Origin of the sequence: Allostigmatella hybrida (assembly GCF_020103775.1) — a bacterium.
Classification (GTDB): Bacteria; Myxococcota; Myxococcia; order Myxococcales; family Myxococcaceae; genus Hyalangium; species Hyalangium aurantiaca.
Genome location: NZ_JAHXBH010000006.1, coordinates 161,128 through 180,229 on the forward strand (window position 1 = coordinate 161,128; position 19,102 = coordinate 180,229).

Consider the following 19,102-nt stretch of genomic DNA (forward strand, 5'->3'; position numbering starts at 1 on the left):
CATGAAAGCGACTGCCCTGGCGCATCCCAACATCGCCTTGGTGAAGTATTGGGGAAAGCGGGATGACGCGCTCATCCTTCCCCATCAATCGAGTCTGTCCCTGACGCTCTCGCCCATGTCCGTCACCACGACGGTGGAGTTCGGAGCGGACACGGACCAGGTGGAGATCAACGGCCACACCGCCAAGGGCAGCGAGCGGGACCGCGTCCTGCGCGTGCTGGAGGCGGTGCGGGCGGAGGCGGGCGGCAAGCTGGGCCCCGCGCGGATGGTGTCGCGCGGCGACTTCCCGGCGGCGGCGGGCCTGGCCAGCAGCGCGGCGGGCTTCGCGGCGCTGGCGGTGGCGGCCCGGGCGGCGGCGGGCCTGGCCCCCGAGCCCCGCGCGGCGAGCGTGCTGGCGCGGCTGGGCAGCGGCTCGGCGTGCCGCAGCATCCAGGGTGGCTTCTGCGAGTGGCGCAAAGGGGAGCGCGCGGACGGGGCGGACAGCTTCGCGGTGCAGCGCTTCTCCGAGTCGCACTGGCCGGAGCTGCGCATGGTGGTGGCCATCCTCAACCGCGACGAGAAAGAGGTGAAGTCGCGGGATGGGATGAAGCTCACCGTGGAGACGAGCCCGTACTACGCCGCGTGGGCGAAGGACGCGGAGGCCGAGTTGCCGCGGGCGGTGGAGCTCATCCAGCGCAAGGACCTGCAGGGGCTGGGGGCGCTGAGTGAGCGCAACGCCTGGCGCATGCACGCCACGGCGTTCGCGGCGGATCCGCCGCTCAGCTACATGCACCCGGCCACGCTGGGGCTCATCGAGCACCTGCGCGAGCAGCGCAAGAAGGGCACGCCGGTGTGGTTCACGCTGGACGCGGGACCGAACCCGGTGCTGCTCACGGACGCGGCCCACGAGGTGGCGGCCGAGGCGCTGGCGCGCGCCTGCGGGGCGGTGGACGTGGTGCGGTGCGTGCCCGGCGGGGACGCGGTGCTCAAGAGCGAGCACCTGTTCTGATGGAACGCGCCCTCTCCGCGCCTGGGAAGCTGTTCGTCTCCGGGGAGTACGCCGTGCTGTGGGGCGGCATGTCCCGGGTGGCGGCGGTGGCGCCCCGCACGGCGGCGCTCGTGCGCCGGCGCGCGGATGCGCGGGTCCACGTGTGCCTGGAAGAGGGGCTGCTCGCGGGCAGTGCCACGCCCAAGGGCGTGCGGTGGGAGCGCGAGGTGCCCGCGGGGTTCTCCTTCGTGGCGCGCACGCTGGACGAGGCGCTGCGGGCACATGGCCGGCAGAGCGTGGGCTTCGAGCTGGCGATTGCCCCGTCCGCGGTGGGCCCCGGTGGGCTGAAGCTGGGCATGGGTGGCAGTGCGTGCGCGACGGTGCTGGCGGCGGACGCGGCGCGCTTCATCCTGGAGGAGCGCTTCGACACGCTGAAGCTGTCGCTGGTGGCGCACGCGCTGGGCCAGGGCGGGAAGGGGAGCGGCGGGGACGTGGCGGCGAGCTTCGCGGGCGGCCTGCTGCGCTACCGGCGCTATGACACCGCGGCGCTGATGGCGGCCTCCAGCGCGGGAGGCTTCCGGGCGGCGCTGCTGGAGGCCCCTGCCGTGGACCTGTGGCGGCTGCCCACGCCGAAGCTGGCGATGGCGTACGCCTTCACGGGAGAGAGCGCCTCGACGCGCGTGCTCATCAACCAGGTCGAGGCCCGGCTGGCCGAGGCAGGGCGCCAGGCGTTCGTGGAGCGCTCGGACGCGCTGGGACACGCGATTGAAGAGGGGCTGGGCGGCGGGGACTTCCGGGGGTTCTCGGAGGCCGTGACGGCGCAGCAGGCGCTGTTGCAGGAGCTGGGGCCCACCGAGACGGAGAGCATGCGCCGGGTGCTGGCCATCGCGGGCTCCTATGGGTGTGCGGGCAAGCAGTCCGGGGCAGGGGGCGGAGATGGGTGCATCCTCTTCGCACCGGGCCCAGAGGTGCGTGCCGAGCTGATGAAGGGCCTGGAAGCGCGAGGCTTCCACACGATGGCCCTGGATGTGGACCCCGGGCTCCGGGGCGAAGCGCAGCCGGATGCGCGGCTGCGCGCGTGGCTGGACGCGCACGCCTGAGTTGCTCCCGGCGGGGGCTTGCCTGGCTGCTCTGCGAGGAGCCCAGCGGGCCCTGATGGCTGCTCTGACTGCGAGTGCGCACCTTCGCTCGCTGGAGCGGGGAGCCAATCACTGTGAGCAGCCTACTCACCTCGGACATGCACGCCTGGGCGCGTGGCCTTGCAGGGCGCATTGGCCGGGAGGTGCCGCCTGTGGCCGCCACGCGACGGCGGCGCCTGCTGCTCGTGCATCTGGACGGGGTTCCCAAGCATCTGCTGGACGAGGCGGTGCGGACGGGACGTATGCCCTTCCTCTCCTCCCTGGTGCGCTCGGGCGCCTACCACCTGGAGGAGGCGTTCTGGGGCTCTCCTGCCTCCACGCCCTGCTTCCAGGCGGGACTTCTTTACGGAATTCCGCATCCGAACTTGCCTGCCTACTCGTGGTTCGACCGCGAGCTGGGGCGCCGGGTGCGGATGAACGCCCCCCAGGACGCGCTCGACATTGAACAGCGGCTGGGGCGGACGCAGCCCTCGAATCTTTTGGTGGAAGGGGGGCACACCTACTTCTCCCTGTTCCGGGGAGGCGCGCGCAACCGGATCTGCATGAGCACCCTGTCGAGCCTGAAGGGGATGGCACGCGCGTTGTCCCCGGAGATGGAAGGGCTCCTGGCGGCGCGGACGGGGAATCCGTTCCGGTACCTGGGCTCCCTGGGGAGAGACACCTGGCGAGCGCTGCGGGAGATCTGGCGCTGGGGAAGGGCGCTTGGGGACTTCCGCCACGAGGGGGGCTTCCTGATCAGCCGGGTGCTGTTGCAGCGGCTCGGGTGGAGCTTCGCTCATACCAAGGCGCTGGTGGACATGGTGCGGGGCGTGCCCAGTGTTTACCTCGTGTTCGGCAATTACGACGAGGTGGCGCACCGCCGGGGGCCCCGCTCGGAGCAGGCGGTCGCGGAGCTGGAGCGGGTGGATGGGTACCTCGCGGAGCTGTACGCGATGGCCCGGACCGTCGAGCACCCCTATGACGTCGTCTTCCTCACCGACCATGGCCACGTGGAGAGCCTTCCCTTCGAGCAGCGCCAGGGACAGCGGCTGGAGAACATGCTCCTGCGGGGGGCCCCGGCCACACCGCCGGAGGCGCTGCACCGGGGGCTGCTCGACGGACGTGAGCCGCTCTCTCTCTCGGCGCGGACCGCCCCGGAGGAGCCGGTGGTGGTCGAGTCCGGCAACTTCGCCCACGTCTACCTCACCCGGGGCCGCCAACCGCTGGAGGCGCGGGTGCTCCTGGCCCACCACCCGGATGTCCTGGCGCGCGCCGCATGTCACCCGGACATTGGCCTGGTGGCCCTGCGGCGCGGCGACTCGGCGGTGGCGCTGGTGAAGGGACAGGTTTACCGCGCGGAGGAACTCGAGCGCGCCCCGCTGGCGGGGGAATTCAGCCGCCGGGCCGTGGCGGACTACCTGCGCGAGCTGCCCTTCATGCCCACCGCGGGAGACCTGGTGCTCTTCGGCGAGGCGGTGCGGCCCGGGGCCACGGTGGGCTTCGCCTGGGAGTTCGGCTCTCACGGAGGGCTGACCCGCACGGAGACCTGCAGCACGGTGTGCTGGCCCGCGGAAGGACCCGTGGAGCTCTCCGGGCTGACCCATTGCGTGAACCTGCACCAGCGGCTCGCGGAGGCTTACCTTGACTGAACGGAAAGAACGCCCGGGCAAGCCCTGGGGCCGGACGCTCCTGAAGGTCCTCATGGGGGGGGTGGGGGTGGTGCTGTCCGCCGCCCTCATCTCCACGGCCTTTTTCCGCTGGAACCTGGGCAAGCCGGGGCCGTGGCTCACGCCGCGCTTCCCCCTCCGGGAGTTCTTCACCGAGCTGCCGGGCCACCTGCCGTGGCTCATCCCGTTCCTGCTGCTGTCCGCGGCCATCATCCCCCTGCGCGCCATCCAGTGGCAGCGCACGCTCCAGAAGCCGGTGCCCTTCCTGGAGCGCTACCACCTGGTGGCCATCGGCGCCTTCACGCACAACGCGCTGCCAGGGAAGCTGGGGGACTTCATCCGCTCCTTCTTGATGTCCCGCACCCAGCGGCTGCCCTTCCTGCAGTGCCTGGGCTCGGTGGCGGTGTGCAAGCTGCTGGAGTTCACCGCGCTCATGGGGCTGGTGGCCCTGTCCTTCCTGGGGCCCTTCGCGGACACGATGGTCCACTTCGAGAAGGCCCTGAAGGTGGCCGTCTCTCTGTGTATCGGTTTGGTCGCACTGGTGGTGCTGCTGGCCCACTACGCCCTGCCGCTCGCCCAGATGCTGCACCGGCGCCACCGGATGCCGCGCGTCCAGAACTTCCTCCAGCACGTGGCGGACGGGTTGGGCACCGCGCGCAGCTTCCGGGGCATGGCGGTGGCGCTCGTGTTCTCCGTGGGGCCCGTGCTGGCCCCCGCGCTGGCCTATGGGCTCGCCCTGCAGGGGCTGAAGATTCCCGGGGGCGTGTTCGCTGGGGCGGTGGTGCTGGGCGCCATCGCCCTGGGGCAGTCGCTGCCGGGGGTGCCCGCGGGCATGGGCATCTACTACTTCGTCACCAGCTGGGCGGCCCGGAGCCTCGGGGCCTCGGAGGCGGACGCGGCGGCCTTCTCCACGCTCACCCACCTGGGCACCGTGCTCAGCCAGGCGTCCGTGGGAGCTTTCTCTGTCCACCGGCGCAAGCTGCGCCTGAAGGATTTGCGGCGGGGCGGCAGCCTGGCCCGGCAGGCCACGCAGCACGTGGCCCACGAGGCGGTGGAGCCCGTGGCGCCGTGAGCCGGAAAAGAAAAAGGGCCCCGGCTTTGAAAGCCGGGGCCCTTTTTCAGTGCCCAGGAGAGGACTCGAACCTCCATGCCCTTGCAGGCGCTAGACCCTGAATCTAGTGTGTCTACCAATTCCACCACCTGGGCAGGTGGGGTGCCGCTGTGGGTGCGGACATATAGGGAACCGCCGCGCCTCCGTCAAGAACAACTGACTTCACCCCTTCACTTCTTCAGCGGCCACTTTCCTTCGGCCTCCAGCTGGTGCCGGAGGGCGGGGTTTTCGTCCATGAAGGCTGTCAGGGACTCCTCGGTGATCTCCACCAGGACGTCCTCCACGCCCACGGCCGTCTGGCAGCTCAGCCGGGAGTAGGGCCGCACGTCGAAGCCCATGTCCAGCCGGTCCATCTCCGCGTCCTCCTGCTCGGAGAGGGTGTCCAGCCCCTTGCGGATCCACACGTGGCAGGTGGAGCACCCGCACACCCCGCCGCAGCTGTGGCCCACCTGGGCCCCGCCCTGCTCGGCGGCATCCAGGAGGGTGGTTCCGGGGCGGACCTCCACGGTGAGCTCCTGCAGAGGGCTCTTGAAGTGAACCTTCGGCACGTCAGTACTCCTCGACGGAATGGCCGGCCACCACCTTGCTGATGGCCTGGTTCATGACCCGCTCCACGAACGCCCGCGACGCCTCGTCCACCGCGTGGATGGCCTCCTTCAGGGCATGGGAATCCTGCCCCTGGGCCAGCACCCGGATGCGCTCCAGGGCCGCCTCGATGGTGGCCCGCTCGCCTTCCTGGAGGAGGGCGCCGTGCTCGGTGAGCTGCTTGGTGGCATCCATGAGCACCCGCTCGGCCTCCACCCGCTGCTCGCGCATCTGGCGCAGCTGGATGTCGTCCTCGGCGTGATCGATGGAGTCGAGCAGCATGCGCTCCACCTCCTCATCCGTGAGCCCGTGGCTGGGCTTCACGGTGATGGACTGGGTGACGCCGGTGCTCTGCTCCTGGGCGGTGACGGAGAGGATGCCGTCGGCATCCACCTGGAAGCGCACCTCCACCCGGCCCATGCCCGCCGCCATCGGGGGAATCCCCGACAGGCGGAAGCGCGAGAGGCTGCGGCAGTCCTCCACCGCCTCGCGCTCGCCCTGGAGCACGTGGATGTCCAGGCCCGTCTGCCCATCCTTGAAGGTGGTGAAGACCTGGGCGGCGGCGATGGGGATGGTGGAGTTGCGCGGGATGAGCTTCTCGACGATGCCGCCCATCGTCTCCAGCCCCAGGGACAGGGGGATGACGTCCAGCAGCAGCACCTCGTCCTGACGGTCCTCGTTGGTGAGCAGGTCCGCCTGCACCGCCGCGCCCAGGGCCACCACCTGATCCGGGTCGATGTCCCCCAGCGGCTCGCGGCCGAACAGCTCCGCCACATACCGGCGCACGGCGGGCACGCGCGTGGCCCCGCCCACCAGAATCACGCCATCCAGCTCCGCCGCGGTAATCCCCGCGTCCTTGAGGGCCCGCCGGCAGACCATGCCCGTCTTCTGGACGAGCGGCTGGATCCACGCCTCGAACGCCTCGCGCCGCACGAGCTGCCGGTGGCCGCTCACGGTGAGCTCCGCCTCGGGGACGTCCGTGAGGGCCTCCTTGGTCTTCCGGGCCGCGGCGAGCATCTCCGCCACCTGGGCGGGGGAGGGGGCCGTCTGCCCCTGGGACTGGAACACGTGCTGGGCAATGGCCCGGTCGAAGTCATCCCCGCCGAGCGCCGAGTCCCCGCCGGTGGACTTCACCTCGAAGATGCCCTCCACCAGCTTGAGCACGGAAACGTCGAAGGTGCCGCCGCCCAAATCGTACACCACGAAGGTGCCCTGGCTGCCCTTGTCCAGGCCGTAGGCGAGCGCCGCCGCGGTGGGCTCGTTGAGCAGCCGGAGCACCTCCAGCCCCGCGAGCCTGCCGGCGTCTTTGGTGGCCTGGCGCTGGGCCTCGTCGAAGTAGGCGGGCACGGTGATGACGGCCTGCTCCACCTTGCCGGCGAAGTGGGACTCGGCGCGCCTCTTGAGCGCGCGGAGAATCTCCCCGGAAACCTCGATGGGGGTGACGGGCTGGCCCCCGGCCACATCGAAGCGGACCACCCGGCCCGGGCCCTCGAAGAACTTGTAGTGCCCCAGCTTGCGCGTCTCCGGGTCCTCGGGGCTGCGGCCCATGAAGCGCTTCACGGAGATGAGGGTGTCGGTGGGGTGCTCGGGGGCGAGCTGCCGCGCGCGGGCGCCCACCACCACGCCGCCATCCTTCGCGTAGTGCACCACGGAGGGCAGGAGCATCGCCTCGCCCTCGTCCGCGGGCAGGCACCGGGGCTTGCCCTGGACGACGCTGGCCACCAGCGAGTTGGTGGTGCCCAAATCAATGCCCACCGCATGCCCCTTGGGCTTGAGAGGATCATGGATCTGCAGGTAGCCGTTCTTGCTCACGCCGACACCTCCTCCTCGAACGCCTCGACTTCTTCGAGAAAGCGCGTGAAGTACCGCACCCGTCCCAGCGCATGCGATGCCTTTTTCACCTGCTCCGCATCGGCGGGGGTGTTCGTCAGGGCGCGCAGGGCCTCGGCCGCCTCGGCCTGGGCCTCGCGCTGGCGGGCCGTCACGTCCACCGCCATGGCCTGGGCGCGCGTCAAGTCGCGCGCCTTCACGGCCAGCTCCAGCTCCTCGCGCAGCTCCAGCACTTCCTCCAGGAATGCCTGGGGCATGCGCTTCTGGGCGCTCACGTCGTCCCGCTCCATGTCCACGCCGTGCAGCTTGAGCAGGTAGAAGGCCCGGCGGGCCGGGTCCTTGAGCGTCTTGTAGGCCTCGTTGAGGGCCGTGGTCTGCTCCAGCGACAGGCGCCGCTCCTTGGGGCTGGCCTGGGCGAAGCGGTCCGGGTGCAACTGGAGCGACAGGTCCCGGAACTGCCGCTCCAGCTTGGGCACGTCCACGTCATAGGTGGGCGTCAGCTCGAACATGTCGAAGAGCGTGGCGCCGGGGGGCCGGGCGGCGAGCTTTCCGCAGGCGGGGCAGAAGGGGCGCCCGGCCGTGTCCTTATCGCAATTCCAGCACTTCACGGTTTCCACTCCTCGCGGACAAAAATGAAAAGGGCCCGGACGACGCGCCGGGCCCCACGGGCTTCCCGTTGAGGCCTCTTCCAGAAGGGGAAGAGACCGTCTGGCTCAGATGGTGAAGCTCTCGCCGCAGCCGCACGCGGCCTTCACGTTCGGGTTCTGGAGCTTGAAGCCCGAGGCCATCAGGGTCTCCTCGTACACCAGCTCCGTGCCCATCAGGTACAGGTAGCTCTTGGGGTCCACGAAGACGCGCACCCCGTCGCGCTCGAACACCTTGTCGCGCTCGCGGGGCTTCTCGGCCCACTCCATGGCGTACTGGAGCCCGGAGCAGCCGCCGCCCTTCACGGCGAGGCGAAGGCCCGCATCGGGCGTCTGCCGCTCGGCCAGCAGGAGCTGGAGCCGTTGCACGGCACTGTCACTCAGGAGGATGCCCTTGCCGGCCGGCTTGCCGGTGGGCACGGAGGCGGGCACCGCCTGGGACGGCTGAATCTGGGACGTTGCCTGCTCGCTCATGCCGAAGTCCTCGTCCTACGCGCTCTTCTGGGGGGCGCGCTCCTGGCGCTTCTTCTTGAAGTCCTCGATGGCGGCCTTGATGGCGTCCTCGGCCAGCACCGAGCAGTGGATCTTCACCGGGGGCAGCGACAGCTCGCGCGCCACGTCCTTGTTGGAGATGGTCATCGCCTGGTCCACCGTCTTGCCCTTCACCCACTCGGTGACGAGCGAGCTGGAGGCGATGGCCGAGCCGCAGCCGAAGGTCTTGAACTTGGCGTCCTCGATGACGCCCTCGTCGGTGATGCGCAGCTGCAGGCGCATCACGTCGCCGCACGCGGGGGCTCCCACCAGGCCGGTGCCCACGTTCGGATCCGCCTTGTCCAGCGTGCCGACGTTGCGGGGGTTCTCGTAGTGCTCGATGACTTTGTCGCTGTAGGCCATGGGTGCTCCTTCAAAACGTTTTTAACCGGCCGGGTGTTCCGGCAACAGCCCCCCGGGCAGGCGCCTGTCCGCCTCCCGATGCCGGGGCCGTCCTGGAGGGCGCTAGTGTGCCGTCCACTCGATGCTCTTCAGGTCGATGCCTTCCTTGGCCATCTCGTACAGGGGGCTCATGTCTCGCAACTTGCTGACCTTGTCCACTACCAGCCGGATGACGTAGTCCACTTCCTCCTCGGTGTTGAACCTTCCGATGCCGAAGCGGATGGAACTGTGCGCCAGGTCCTCCTCCACGCCGCACGCCCGCAGGACGTACGAGGGCTCGAGCGACGCCGAGGTGCACGCGGAGCCGGAAGACACGGCCACGTCCTTGATGGACATCATCAAGGCCTCGCCCTCGACGTAGGAGAAGGACAGGTTGAGGCTGCCCGGCAGCCGGTGCTCCAGCGAGCCGTTGACCTTGAGCATGTCTAGCTGGCTCATGATGCCGGTGCGCAGCCGCTCGCGCAGGCGCAGCAGGCGCGCCGACTCCTCGGGCAGCTCCTCCCGGGCCAGCTCCGCCGCCTTGCCGAAGCCCACGATGGCCGCCACGTTCAGCGTGCCGGAGCGCATGCCGCGCTCGTGCCCGCCGCCGTCCACCAGGGGGGCGATGCGCACGCGCGGCTTGCGGCGCACGTAGAGCGCGCCCACGCCCTTGGGGCCGTACATCTTGTGGGCGGTGATGGACACGAGGTCCACGTTCATCTCTTCGACGTGGAAGGGCACCTTGCCGATGCCCTGGACCGCGTCGCAGTGGAACAGCACGCCGCGCTCCCGGCACAGCTTGCCGATCTCCGCGATGGGCTGCACCACGCCGATCTCGTTGTTGGCGAACATCACCGAGACGAGCACCGTCTTGTCCGTGAAGGCCGCCGCCAGCTTCTCCAGGCTCACCCGGCCGTCCGCCTCGACATCCAGGTAGGTGACGCGCGCGCCGCCGGTGGGGAGCGAGGCCCACTTCTGGTAGACCGGGTCCTCGTCGAGCCGGTGCTTGATGGCCATCTCCGCCAGGTTGTCGGGGGTGACCTCCACGTCGGCGAGCTGCGCGAGCCGCAGCAGCTTCAGCTCGTCCAGGCGCTCCTGGCGGATGCGCTCCAGGCGCTTGCAGCTGTCCAGCACGGCCTTGTGCTCGGTCTTCAGGGTGATGATGTGGTCACCCTTGGCCTTGTAGAACTCGATGACGCCCTTGATGGCCAGGTTGTCGGACTCGGTGGCCCCGGAGGTGAAGACGATCTCCTTCTCGGACGCGCCGATCAGGGCCGCCACCTGCTTGCGGGCCTGCTCCACCGCCGCCTCCGCCTTCCAGCCGAAGGCGTGGTTGCGCGAGGCGGCGTTGCCGAAGTCCTCGCGCAGGTACGGCAGCATCGCCTCCAGCACGCGTGGATCCATCGGCGTGGTGGCGTGGTTGTCCATGTAGATGGGCAGCTTCAGCATCTCGAAAAACCTTCCGGTGCCCACCCGGAGCATCGGATGTCCAACACCCCGGAAACCAAGGCGGGACATCGGGCGGGTTCACCAATGTGGACCAAGATGGTCAATTATAAAATTGGGTCCCTGCTGGTCAAGCGAACATAAGGTTCGCGACGCCTCCCACGGCCTGCTCCCTTGGTATCGCACCTTCGGGTTCCTCCCCGCCGCGCAAGTACTTGAAATACCAAGGAAAGCGCAGGGGAGGGTCACCCACCCGGGGGCAGGCGTATATAAGGAAGGCCGCGTGGCTCAGGAGGTTGTCCGTTGAAGAAGGTCGGGATTCTCGCCGCGGTGTGCGGCCTCGCCGTGCTCTTCGTCCCGTGGCTGCTGCCCACGGGCCCCAACGCGGGGCTGGACGCCTCCCAGTTCCTGGAGACGGGCAGCCTGGCCATGGGCGCGGCCATCGTCTTCGCCGGGGGGCTCCTCACGGCGCTCACCCCGTGCGTCTACCCGCTCATTCCCATCACCGTGTCCATCTTCGGCGCCCGGCAGGCCGAGGGGCGAGGCAAGGCCCTGCTGCTGACATCCTCGTACATCCTCGGCATGGGGGTGGTGTTCAGCGGGCTGGGGGTGCTGGCGGCCAAGACGGGGCAGGCCTTCGGGTCCTTGCTGGGCCATCCGGGGGTGGTGCTGGGGCTGGCGGTGTTCCTGCTGGCGCTGGCCACCTCCATGTTCGGGGCCTTCGAGCTGGAGCTGCCCTCCAGCGTCCAGACGCGTCTCAGCACGGTGGGGGGAGCGGGCGTGGCGGGCGCCTTCCTCATGGGAAGCGTCTCCGGCTTTCTGGCGGCGCCTTGCACGGGGCCGGTGCTCACGGGCCTGCTCGCGTTCGTGGCGAAGACGGCCAACACCACCCTGGGGGCGGGGCTGCTCTTCATCTACGCGCTGGGCATTGGCGTGCCCTTCTTCCTCATTGGCGTGTTCACCGTGCGGCTGCCGCGCGGCGGCGTGTGGATGGAGTGGGTGAAGAGCGTGCTGGGCATCGTCCTGGTGGCGCTGGCCTTCAACTACGTGAAGGACGCGTTTCCCGCGGTGGGCTCGGCGGTGAAGGGCATGGCCCAGGAGCTGGGGCGCATGCCGGGGGCCTTCATCGCCGCGGTGCTCGCGGGGGTGGGCGTGCTCGTGGGCGCCATCCACCGCTCCTTCAAGTCGGACGCCCGCCAGTTCGCCCTCAAGGGCGTGGGCGTGACGTTGGTGGTGCTGGCCCTCGTGAGCCGCGTGAGCGCGCTGGATGCGGCGCCCACCGGAGCCTTGTGGGTCCAGCTGGGCTGGGCCGAGCCCCCCCAGGCGCCCACCTTCCAGTGGCACCACGTGATGCCGGCCAAGGCGGCGACCTTCTCTCCCGACGCGTTCGAGGAGGCGCTCAGCCGCGCCCGCGCCGAGGGCCGCCCGGTGATGATCGACTTCTTCGCGGACTGGTGCGCGGCCTGCAAGGAGCTGGACCGGGAGACCTATCCCTCGTTCGAAGTCATCGAGGAGTCCTCGCGCTTCCTCAACATCAAGATCGACGCGACGAACAGCGAGGATGCGCTGGATGCGTTGATGGAGCGCTTTGGCGTGGAGGGGCTGCCCACCGTGGCGTTCATCGCCTCCACTGGCGAGCCCCTGGCGGCCCCTCGCGTCACCGGCTTCCTGCCGCCCTCACCGTTCGTCTCCGAGCTCAAGAAGGTCCGCTGAGCCCGGGGCCCCCGGCCCGAGCCGCCCGCGGCTCTCCAGCACCCGGTCGATCATCCGCTCGTGCAGCGCGTAGAGCCGCTCGGCCTGCGCCGGGCCCTCCAGGAGGGCCAGCGCGCCCGCCATGGCCTCCAGCGTGGACATGCCCTCGGGGTGAGGGGGCCGCCGCAGGCGCCGGGTATGGGCGGGGGGCGGGGGCAGGGACAGCCCGGGCAGCCGCCGCAGGGCGGGCACGCGCTGCATCATGCGGCGCGCCTGTCCCCAGTTGCCATCCAGCACCACCAGCCGCTGGGGCAGCGGGGCCTCCGGGGCGGGCGGGGGCGCATCCGGAAACAACACCCACGTTCCAGGCGCCTCCAGCACCGACGCATCGAACGGCACGCCTGGCGCCCCGTAGGTGAGCACCTGGCAGCGCGCCAGCGCGAGCGCCGCCATGCGCGCGGTGTTGGTGGACTTCTCCTTCTCCTTGTTGTGGCGGATGACGAGGAACTCGGTGCGCGTGTCGATGCGGGGAATGTCCGCGCACAGGCACAGCCGGGTGGGCAGGTAGCACCGGGGACAGCGTCCGGAGAGATCCTCCGGGGTGCGGGACCTCATGTGCTGACTTTGGCGTGGCGCCGGTACTGCTCCATCAACGTCCGGGCCTCCTGGAGCTTCTCCTCGACGAAGCGGTCCTCGGCATCCGGCTCGTAGTCATCGGGCGCCTCGAGCTGGAAGAGCGCGGCGAGGGTGGCGGGGGCGACCTCCAGCCACTCCGCGGTGCGGCCCAGCGCCACGTGGCGGCGGCCCGCGAAGGTCTCCGGGCCCTGGTCCGGCTCACACCGGCACACGCGCGCCGAGTCTCCCGAGACGTCCACGTAGAGCCCGAGCACCTCCGCCTCCAGCTCCGCCGCGAGCGTGCAGGTGGCCTCGCTCACGTAGGCGGCCAGGGCATGGGCCGCGGAGCGCTCGGACAGCGAGCGCACCATGTAGACCTTCCAGCCCGCCTCGCTCAGCGTGCCTGCCTCCTCCAGCGGGGCCAGCTCCGCGGGGGGCGCCTGGATGCGGGACAGCAGCCGGCCCACGGGAACCTCGATGCGCTCGGCTTGCGCGAGGGATGCGGGGCAGAAGAAGAGGACGCGGTAGTCGCGGCTGTCGGAAGGGGAGGGCATACGGCGCGGCGGAGAGGGCTGGGAAGCCGTCTTATCAAGAATGTCCCCCTGTGGACACGTGCAATCGGCGAGGCACGGGATTCAGGAAGTGCCCGCAAGTGCCAGCCTGCTCATGTAGTCATGGGTGGTTCAGGGTATCCAGGCCCGCCGGGGGCGCCAGCCTCTCAAGACAGGGGGCTCAATCCCTGACATTCAGTCATTCCCATACATGCAAGTCATGAATACAGGAAATCCTGTCTGATAAAGCCATGTCTGGCCAATCGCGTCATGGCCCCCGGAGGATGTGTCCCTCCGGGCCCCGCCCGGGCCCATTCCACCACGGGGGCCGCCATCGTGATGAAACAGTGTTTCATGGTATGGGTGGCCCTTTCACGGGGAGGGGCTCATGACAACCGAGTGCAGGATGTGGTTCCGGGAGATTCCGAGAGGGATTCTCACCTTGCTTTGTGCCGCATGGATTGGGGGCGGCCAGAGCGCGGCCGCCGCGCCGTATACGCTCTTCGAGAGTGGTCAAGTCCGGCCCCTCGCGCTCTCGCCGAATGGGCGGTTCCTCTTCGCGGTCAACACCCCGGACAACCGCCTGGAGGTGTTCCAGGTCAAGCCTCAAGGGCTCTCCCATTTGACTTCGGTGCCCGTGGGGCTCGAGCCCGTGGCGGTCGCGGCGCGGAGCAACGACGAGGTTTGGGTCGTCAACCACCTGTCGGACAGCCTCAGCGTCGTGCGGCTGGGGGCGGATGGCCGGAGTGGCACCGTGGTGCGCACCCTGCTCGTGGGGGATGAGCCGCGGGACATCGTCTTCGCGGGCCCGGGAAAGCACCGGGCCTTCATCACGGCGGCGCACCGGGGGCAGAACGTTCCGTTTGATCCGCGGTTCACCACGCCCGGCATTGGCCGCGCGGATGTGTGGGTCTTCGACGCCAACCACCTGGGCACCTCGCTGGGCGGCACGCCGCTCACCATCGTCAGCCTCTTCAGCGACACGCCGCGCGCGCTCGCGGTGACGCCGGATGGCTCGCGCGTCTACGCGGCGGCGTTCCATTCCGGCAACCGGTCCTCCGTGGTGCACGAATCCCTGGTTCCCAACGGGGGCCAGGCAGTGGGCGGCGTGCCCGCCCCCAACTTCGCCAGCGGCGTGCAGGGCACCGAGGTCAGTGTCCTGGTCCGGTTCGATGGCCAGAACTGGTTCGATGCCCTCAACCGCCCGTGGACGGACAAGATGCGCTTCTCCCTGCCGGACAAGGACGTGTTCGTCCTGGATGCGCTCGCGACGCCACCCCGGCAGCTCCCGGGCGCCTCGGGCTTCTTCTCCGGGGTGGGCACCATCCTGTTCAACATGGCCGTCAACCCGGTGAGCGGCAAGGTCTACGTCAGCAACACCGAGGCCCGGAATGACCTGCGCTTCGAGGGGCCGGCCTCGCCCACGCGGCCCAGCCTCCAAGGACACCTGCACGAGAGCCGCATCACCGTGCTAAGCCCCGCGGGCGTCATGCCGCGCCACCTCAACAAGCACATCAACTATGGCGTGTGCTGCGCCCCGGTGCCCAACGCGGAGAGCGAGAGGAGCCTTGCGCAGCCGCTGGGCATGGCGGTGACGGCCAATGGCGCCACGCTCTACGTGGCCGCGTTCGGCTCCTCGAAGATTGGCGTCTTCCCGACCGCCGCGATCGAGGCCAATACCTTCGTGCCCAGCCCAGCGAACCAGATTCTCCTGAGCGGGGGCGGGCCCACCGGCATGGTGCTGGATGAGACGGCGCAGCGCATGTATGTCCTCACGCGCTTCGACAACGCCATCTCCATCGTCAACACGGCCACGAAACAGGAGCTGGCCCACCTGCCCATGTACACCCCCGAGCCTCCGAGCGTGGTGAACGGCCGGGTCTTCCTGTACGACGCGCGCAACAGCTCCAGCCACGGCGACTCCTCCTGCGCGAGCTGCCACATCTTCGGGGACTTCGACAGCCTCTCCTGGGATCTCGGCAACCCGGATGGCGTGGTGAGGAAGAACCTCAACCCCGTCGTTCCGGTGCTGCCGGAGTTCGGCCCGGATCCGACGTTCGGCCAGAACACGGACTTCCACCCGCTCAAGGGCCCCCTGGCCACCCAGAGCCTGCGCGGCATGGCCAACCACGGCCCCATGCACTGGCGCGGGGACCGGACGGGCGCCTCCACCGCGCCGAGCGTCCAGCCGAACCAGGGCGCCTTCGACGAGGCCGAGGCGTTCCGGCAGTTCAACCCCGCCTTCGTGGACCTGCTGGGGCGCTCCGCGCAGCTCACCCCCGCGCAGATGCAGCAGTTCTCCGAGTTCATCCTCCAGGTCACCTATCCGCCCAACCCGGTGCGCAACCTCGACAACTCGCTCACCCCGGCGCAGCAGGCGGGGCGCGACTTCTTCGTCAACACCACGAGCTTCTTCCATGGCTCGTGCGAGGCCTGCCACCGCATCGATCCCAACGCCAACCCCGGGGAGGGGCCCTTCAAAGGCTTCTTCGGGACGGATGGCCGCTCGTCCTTCGACGCCGAACCGCTCTTCCCCAAGGTTCCCCACCTGCGTAACATGTATCAAAAGGTAGGAATGTTCGGCGCGGGCTTTGCTTCCGGCCTGCAACCGCCCGATCCATTCCTGGGTGACCAGGTGCGAGGCTTCGGTTTCAACAGCGACGGGGCCATCCCCGACATGTTCCGCTTCAACAGTGGCTTCGACGTGATTCCCGAGAACCCCGTGGGGATTCCGGACTCGCCCGAGGGCCGGGCCGCGAAGCGCAACATGGAGCAGTACATGCTGGCCTTCGACAGCAACCTGGCGCCCATCGTGGGCCAGCAGGTGACGCACACGGCGCTCAACACCGCCGTGGTGGCCCCACGCCTCCAGCTCCTCCGGGCGCGCGCGGACGCAGGGGAGTGCGACCTGGTGGCCCAGGGGCGCGTGGCGCAGCTCGAGGTGGGCTTCGCCTACCAGGGCTCGGGCCTGTTCCAGGGCGACCGGTCGGCCTTGCCCCCGGTCTCCAGCGAGGCCCTGCGCTGGCTCACCGCCGCCGGAGGCGGTTTCATGACCTACACGTGCACGCCCCCGGGCTCGGGCACCCGCATCGGCATTGATCGCGATCTCGATGGGTTCTGGGACGGGGATGAGCGGATGGCGGGGAGCAACCCCGCGGATCCGCACAGCCACCCCTGAGAGGGCTCCCCCGCTCCACTATGGCCATCCCGCGCGGTTTAGTTCTTCCTGAACGCACCTCCCTGGCACGCTCGACGCTCATCCGGATGGGCGTGCGCATCGCGGTCATCATCGCCCTGTCCACGCTCTTCAGCTACCTGCACATCTTCAACTCCTTCCGCAAGGAAGCCCTGTTGCAGATGGAGCAGAGCGTGCACGAGCGCAGCCAGCGCGAGCAGGCCATCTTCCTGCTGGCGGAGGACAACCACACGGTTCTCAAGAAGGCCCTGGAGGAGCGGATCCGCTTCTGGAACACGCAGGATCCCGCTCCCCGCTTCGACAGCCTGTTCGTGCGGCTGCCGGATGGAAGCACCCGCAACATTCCCCAGGGGTTCGATGGCACGAAGGTGCCCGGGGTCATCGTCCCCAGGGACGTGACGCTCACCGACAGCGTGCGCCGCCGGATTCTCGCCGCCTACGAGGTGGTGTCCCAGTATGGGCCCGCCTTCGAGGTCCGGTTCACCAACACCGGCGTCCTCCTTCCCGAGGGCGTGCTGGTGGGCTACTGGCCGGAAGGGGCTACGTGGTTCCAGGACGTCGAGGCCTCCTTCTCGTTTCTGCCCATGGAGTACCTGGCGCGCTCCCTGCCGGAGAACAACCCCCGGCGGGAGCCCGTGTGGACGGGCATCTTCGAGGACACGACCAGCAAGACCTGGATGGTGACCCTCGCCACGCCGCTGGACATCGATGGGCAGCATGCCGCGACCCTCACCCACGATGTGCTGCTCGATGAGCTGATGCTCCGGACCATCGGGGACCACCTGCCCGGGGCCTACAACTTCCTCGTCCGGGACGATGGCCAGCTCATCGCCCACCCCACCGTGAAGATGGAGAGCGGCATGGGGCCCTACACCATCCCGGCCGTCCTGGGCCTGCCCGAGGGGACGGCCGCGAAAGAGGGCACTCCCGAGCAGCGCGCCCACCTGAGCGGCGTCTTCGAGCGGGTGAAGTCCCGGCAGCCCGGCCAGCGCGTGCTGGAGCTGCCGGAGTTCGGCGAGTACATCGCCATGGAGCGGCTGAAGGGCCCGGGGTGGACGTTCGTCACGGTGCTGCCCGAGCACATCGTGGCCTCCGCCGCCATCGAGGCCTCCCGCTACGTCCTGGTGTTTGGCCTGGTGTCGCTGCTGCTCGAGCTGGGCATCATGTCCTGGGTCTTGCAGCTGCAAATCACCCGGCCGCTGCTCACCTTCACCCAGGCCTCGCACAAGCTGGAGCAGGGCGACTTCGACGTCTCGCTGGACATCTGGCGCGAGGATGAGCTGGGGCAGCTGGCGCGGGCCTTCCACCAGATGGCCGGGGAGATTCAGCGCCGGGAGGAGGCGCTGCGGCAGGCCAACGAGGGGCTGGAGCAGCGGGTGGAGGAGCGCACGCAGGAGCTCAAGGAGGCGCACCGCAAGCTCGTGGAGACCGCGTTGCAGGTGGGCCGGGCCGAGATCGCCACCAACGTTCTGCACAACGTGGGCAACGTGCTCAGCAGCGTCCTCATCTCGGTCATGCTGGCCAAGGAGCGGCTCACGGGGCTGAAGCTCGAGAACGTGGAGAAGGTGGCGTCCCTGCTGGAGGAGCACCAGGCGGACCTCTCCGCCTTCATCCGGGGGGACCGGCGCGGGCAGACGGCGCTGCCCTTCCTGAACCAGCTGGGCAAGAACCTGCAGAGCGAGCGCAAGGAGATTCAGCTGCTCCTCAACGACGTCACCCGGCACACCGAGCACATTGGTGCCATCGTCAACCTGCAGCAGCGCTATGCGCGGACGTCCCACCACCTGAACGAGCAGGTGGACCTCCGGGCGCTGGTGGACGACGCGCTGCGCATCAACCAGGCCGCGCTCGGCCGGCACCGGGTCAAGGTGGAGCGCATCCTCTCGGACATTCCCTCGGTCCTGACCGAGAAGCACAAGGTGTTGTTGATCCTGGTCAACCTGATCAGCAACGCCAAGTATGCGCTGGACGCGGTTCCAGAGGAGGAGCGGCGATTGATTGTCCGGATCGAACAGCAGGCCCCCGGGGGGCAGGTTCACATCGAGGTGAAGGACAACGGCGTGGGCATCGCGCCGGAGCTGCTCACCCGCATCTTCCAGCACGGCTTCACCACCCGCCAGGAGGGGCACGGCTTCGGGCTGCACTCCAGTGCCCTGGCCGCCCAGGAGCTGGGCGGCTCCCTGCGGGTCCATAGCAATGGACCTGGACAAGGGGCCTCCTTCATACTGGAGCTACCAGCCAATGCCGAGCCGCAGGGGGGACAACCACATGCCTAAGAAGCGGATCCTCATCATCGACGACTGCGAGAGCATTCACCGGGACTTCCAGCGGGTGCTCTGCCCGGCCCCGGCGGAATGCTGGGATGCGCTGGCGCAGATGGAGGAGACGCTCTTTGGCACCTCCTCCGCGCAGGAGAACCTCGCGGACCTGTTCGAGGTGGACTCGGCCTTCCAGGGCGAGGAAGGGGTGGTCAAGGTGAAGGCGGCCCTGGCCGAGGGCAACCCGTATGCCCTGGCCTTCCTGGACTACCGCATGCCGCCGGGATGGAACGGCTTCGAGACGCTGAAGCACCTGCGCCAGGTGGCCCCCGCGCTGCCCGTGGTGCTCTGCTCGGCCTACTCCGACTACTCGTGGGAGGAGCTGCTGCGCAACTTCGCCGAGGAGAACCCTCCGCTGATGGAGCTGAAGAAGCCCTTCAAGAGCCACGAGCTGCACCGGCTGGCGCGCGCGCTCACCTCGGTGGCGGAGCTGTGCCCGCCGTGACGCCG

The 19,102-nt window shown here is 69.2% G+C and carries 16 protein-coding genes and 1 tRNA gene; 8 read left to right on the forward strand and 9 right to left on the reverse strand.

What is annotated here, in order from left to right:
• Position 1: 1 nt before the first annotated feature.
• The 4 genes from mvaD (at position 2) to KY661_RS13245 (ending at position 4,824) form a co-directional block, all read left to right on the forward strand.
• Positions 2 to 988 (forward strand): diphosphomevalonate decarboxylase, encoded by a 987-nt coding sequence (gene mvaD / locus KY661_RS13230; RefSeq protein WP_225410543.1) that lies wholly within the window; start codon positions 2 to 4, stop codon positions 986 to 988.
• On the forward strand, positions 988 to 2,067 hold the full coding sequence (locus tag KY661_RS13235; protein WP_225410544.1) for a mevalonate kinase family protein: 1,080 nt from the start codon (positions 988 to 990) through the stop codon (positions 2,065 to 2,067). Before mvaD ends, KY661_RS13235 begins: the two co-directional genes overlap by 1 nt.
• 137 nt (positions 2,068 to 2,204) lie before the next feature.
• Complete coding sequence (locus KY661_RS13240) at positions 2,205 to 3,734, forward strand: alkaline phosphatase family protein (RefSeq protein WP_225410713.1); 1,530 nt, start codon at positions 2,205 to 2,207, stop codon at positions 3,732 to 3,734.
• 52 nt (positions 3,735 to 3,786) lie between these two features.
• Positions 3,787 to 4,824: a lysylphosphatidylglycerol synthase transmembrane domain-containing protein gene (locus tag KY661_RS13245; RefSeq protein ID WP_225410714.1), complete on the forward strand. Its 1,038-nt coding sequence runs from the start codon at positions 3,787 to 3,789 to the stop codon at positions 4,822 to 4,824.
• A 50-nt stretch (positions 4,825 to 4,874) separates the two neighbouring features.
• Here the strand turns inward: KY661_RS13245 and KY661_RS13250 are convergent.
• The 7 genes from KY661_RS13250 to KY661_RS13280 all read right to left on the reverse strand — a co-directional run bounded on the left by KY661_RS13250 (position 4,875) and on the right by KY661_RS13280 (position 10,280).
• Positions 4,875 to 4,958 (reverse strand) — tRNA-Leu (locus tag KY661_RS13250).
• Positions 4,959 to 5,033: 75 nt separating this feature from the next.
• Positions 5,034 to 5,411 (reverse strand): 2Fe-2S iron-sulfur cluster-binding protein, encoded by a 378-nt coding sequence (locus KY661_RS13255; protein ID WP_075007155.1) that lies wholly within the window; start codon positions 5,409 to 5,411, stop codon positions 5,034 to 5,036.
• 1 nt (position 5,412) lies between these two features.
• Positions 5,413 to 7,260 (reverse strand): Fe-S protein assembly chaperone HscA, encoded by a 1,848-nt coding sequence (gene hscA, locus KY661_RS13260; RefSeq protein WP_225410545.1) that lies wholly within the window; start codon positions 7,258 to 7,260, stop codon positions 5,413 to 5,415.
• Entirely contained in the window at positions 7,257 to 7,787 is a 531-nt protein-coding gene (gene hscB / locus KY661_RS13265; RefSeq protein ID WP_225410715.1) for a Fe-S protein assembly co-chaperone HscB, read from the reverse strand. The genes hscA and hscB overlap by 4 nt, the downstream gene beginning before the upstream one ends.
• Positions 7,788 to 7,991: 204 nt before the next feature.
• Entirely contained in the window at positions 7,992 to 8,396 is a 405-nt protein-coding gene (locus tag KY661_RS13270; protein ID WP_225410546.1) for a HesB/IscA family protein, read from the reverse strand.
• Positions 8,397 to 8,411: 15 nt separating this feature from the next.
• Positions 8,412 to 8,816 (reverse strand): Fe-S cluster assembly scaffold IscU, encoded by a 405-nt coding sequence (iscU, locus tag KY661_RS13275; protein WP_075007152.1) that lies wholly within the window; start codon positions 8,814 to 8,816, stop codon positions 8,412 to 8,414.
• 102 nt (positions 8,817 to 8,918) lie between these two features.
• On the reverse strand, positions 8,919 to 10,280 hold the full coding sequence (locus KY661_RS13280) for an IscS subfamily cysteine desulfurase (RefSeq protein ID WP_225410716.1): 1,362 nt from the start codon (positions 10,278 to 10,280) through the stop codon (positions 8,919 to 8,921).
• A gap of 303 nt (positions 10,281 to 10,583) precedes the next feature.
• On the opposite strand from KY661_RS13280, the gene KY661_RS13285 reads away from it, so the two are divergent.
• On the forward strand, positions 10,584 to 11,993 hold the full coding sequence (locus KY661_RS13285; protein WP_225410547.1) for a protein-disulfide reductase DsbD family protein: 1,410 nt from the start codon (positions 10,584 to 10,586) through the stop codon (positions 11,991 to 11,993).
• On the opposite strand, the gene KY661_RS13290 is transcribed toward KY661_RS13285, so the two are convergent.
• Entirely contained in the window at positions 11,958 to 12,587 is a 630-nt protein-coding gene (locus KY661_RS13290; RefSeq protein ID WP_225410548.1) for a tRNA-uridine aminocarboxypropyltransferase, read from the reverse strand. The two genes, KY661_RS13285 and KY661_RS13290, sit on opposite strands and share 36 nt — an antisense overlap.
• On the reverse strand, positions 12,584 to 13,141 hold the full coding sequence (locus KY661_RS13295; protein WP_075007149.1) for a hypothetical protein: 558 nt from the start codon (positions 13,139 to 13,141) through the stop codon (positions 12,584 to 12,586). The genes KY661_RS13290 and KY661_RS13295 overlap by 4 nt, the downstream gene beginning before the upstream one ends.
• Positions 13,142 to 13,526: 385 nt before the next feature.
• On the opposite strand from KY661_RS13295, the gene KY661_RS13300 reads away from it, so the two are divergent.
• The 3 genes from KY661_RS13300 to KY661_RS13310 all read left to right on the forward strand — a co-directional run bounded on the left by KY661_RS13300 (position 13,527) and on the right by KY661_RS13310 (position 19,097).
• Entirely contained in the window at positions 13,527 to 16,316 is a 2,790-nt protein-coding gene (locus tag KY661_RS13300; RefSeq protein WP_225410549.1) for a YncE family protein, read from the forward strand.
• Between the two features lie 86 nt (positions 16,317 to 16,402).
• Positions 16,403 to 18,610, forward strand: a complete 2,208-nt coding sequence (locus KY661_RS13305; RefSeq protein WP_225410550.1) for an ATP-binding protein — start codon at positions 16,403 to 16,405, stop codon at positions 18,608 to 18,610.
• Positions 18,603 to 19,097, forward strand: a complete 495-nt coding sequence (locus tag KY661_RS13310; RefSeq protein ID WP_225410551.1) for a response regulator — start codon at positions 18,603 to 18,605, stop codon at positions 19,095 to 19,097. Before KY661_RS13305 ends, KY661_RS13310 begins: the two co-directional genes overlap by 8 nt.
• The last annotated feature ends 5 nt before the right edge of the window (positions 19,098 to 19,102 follow it).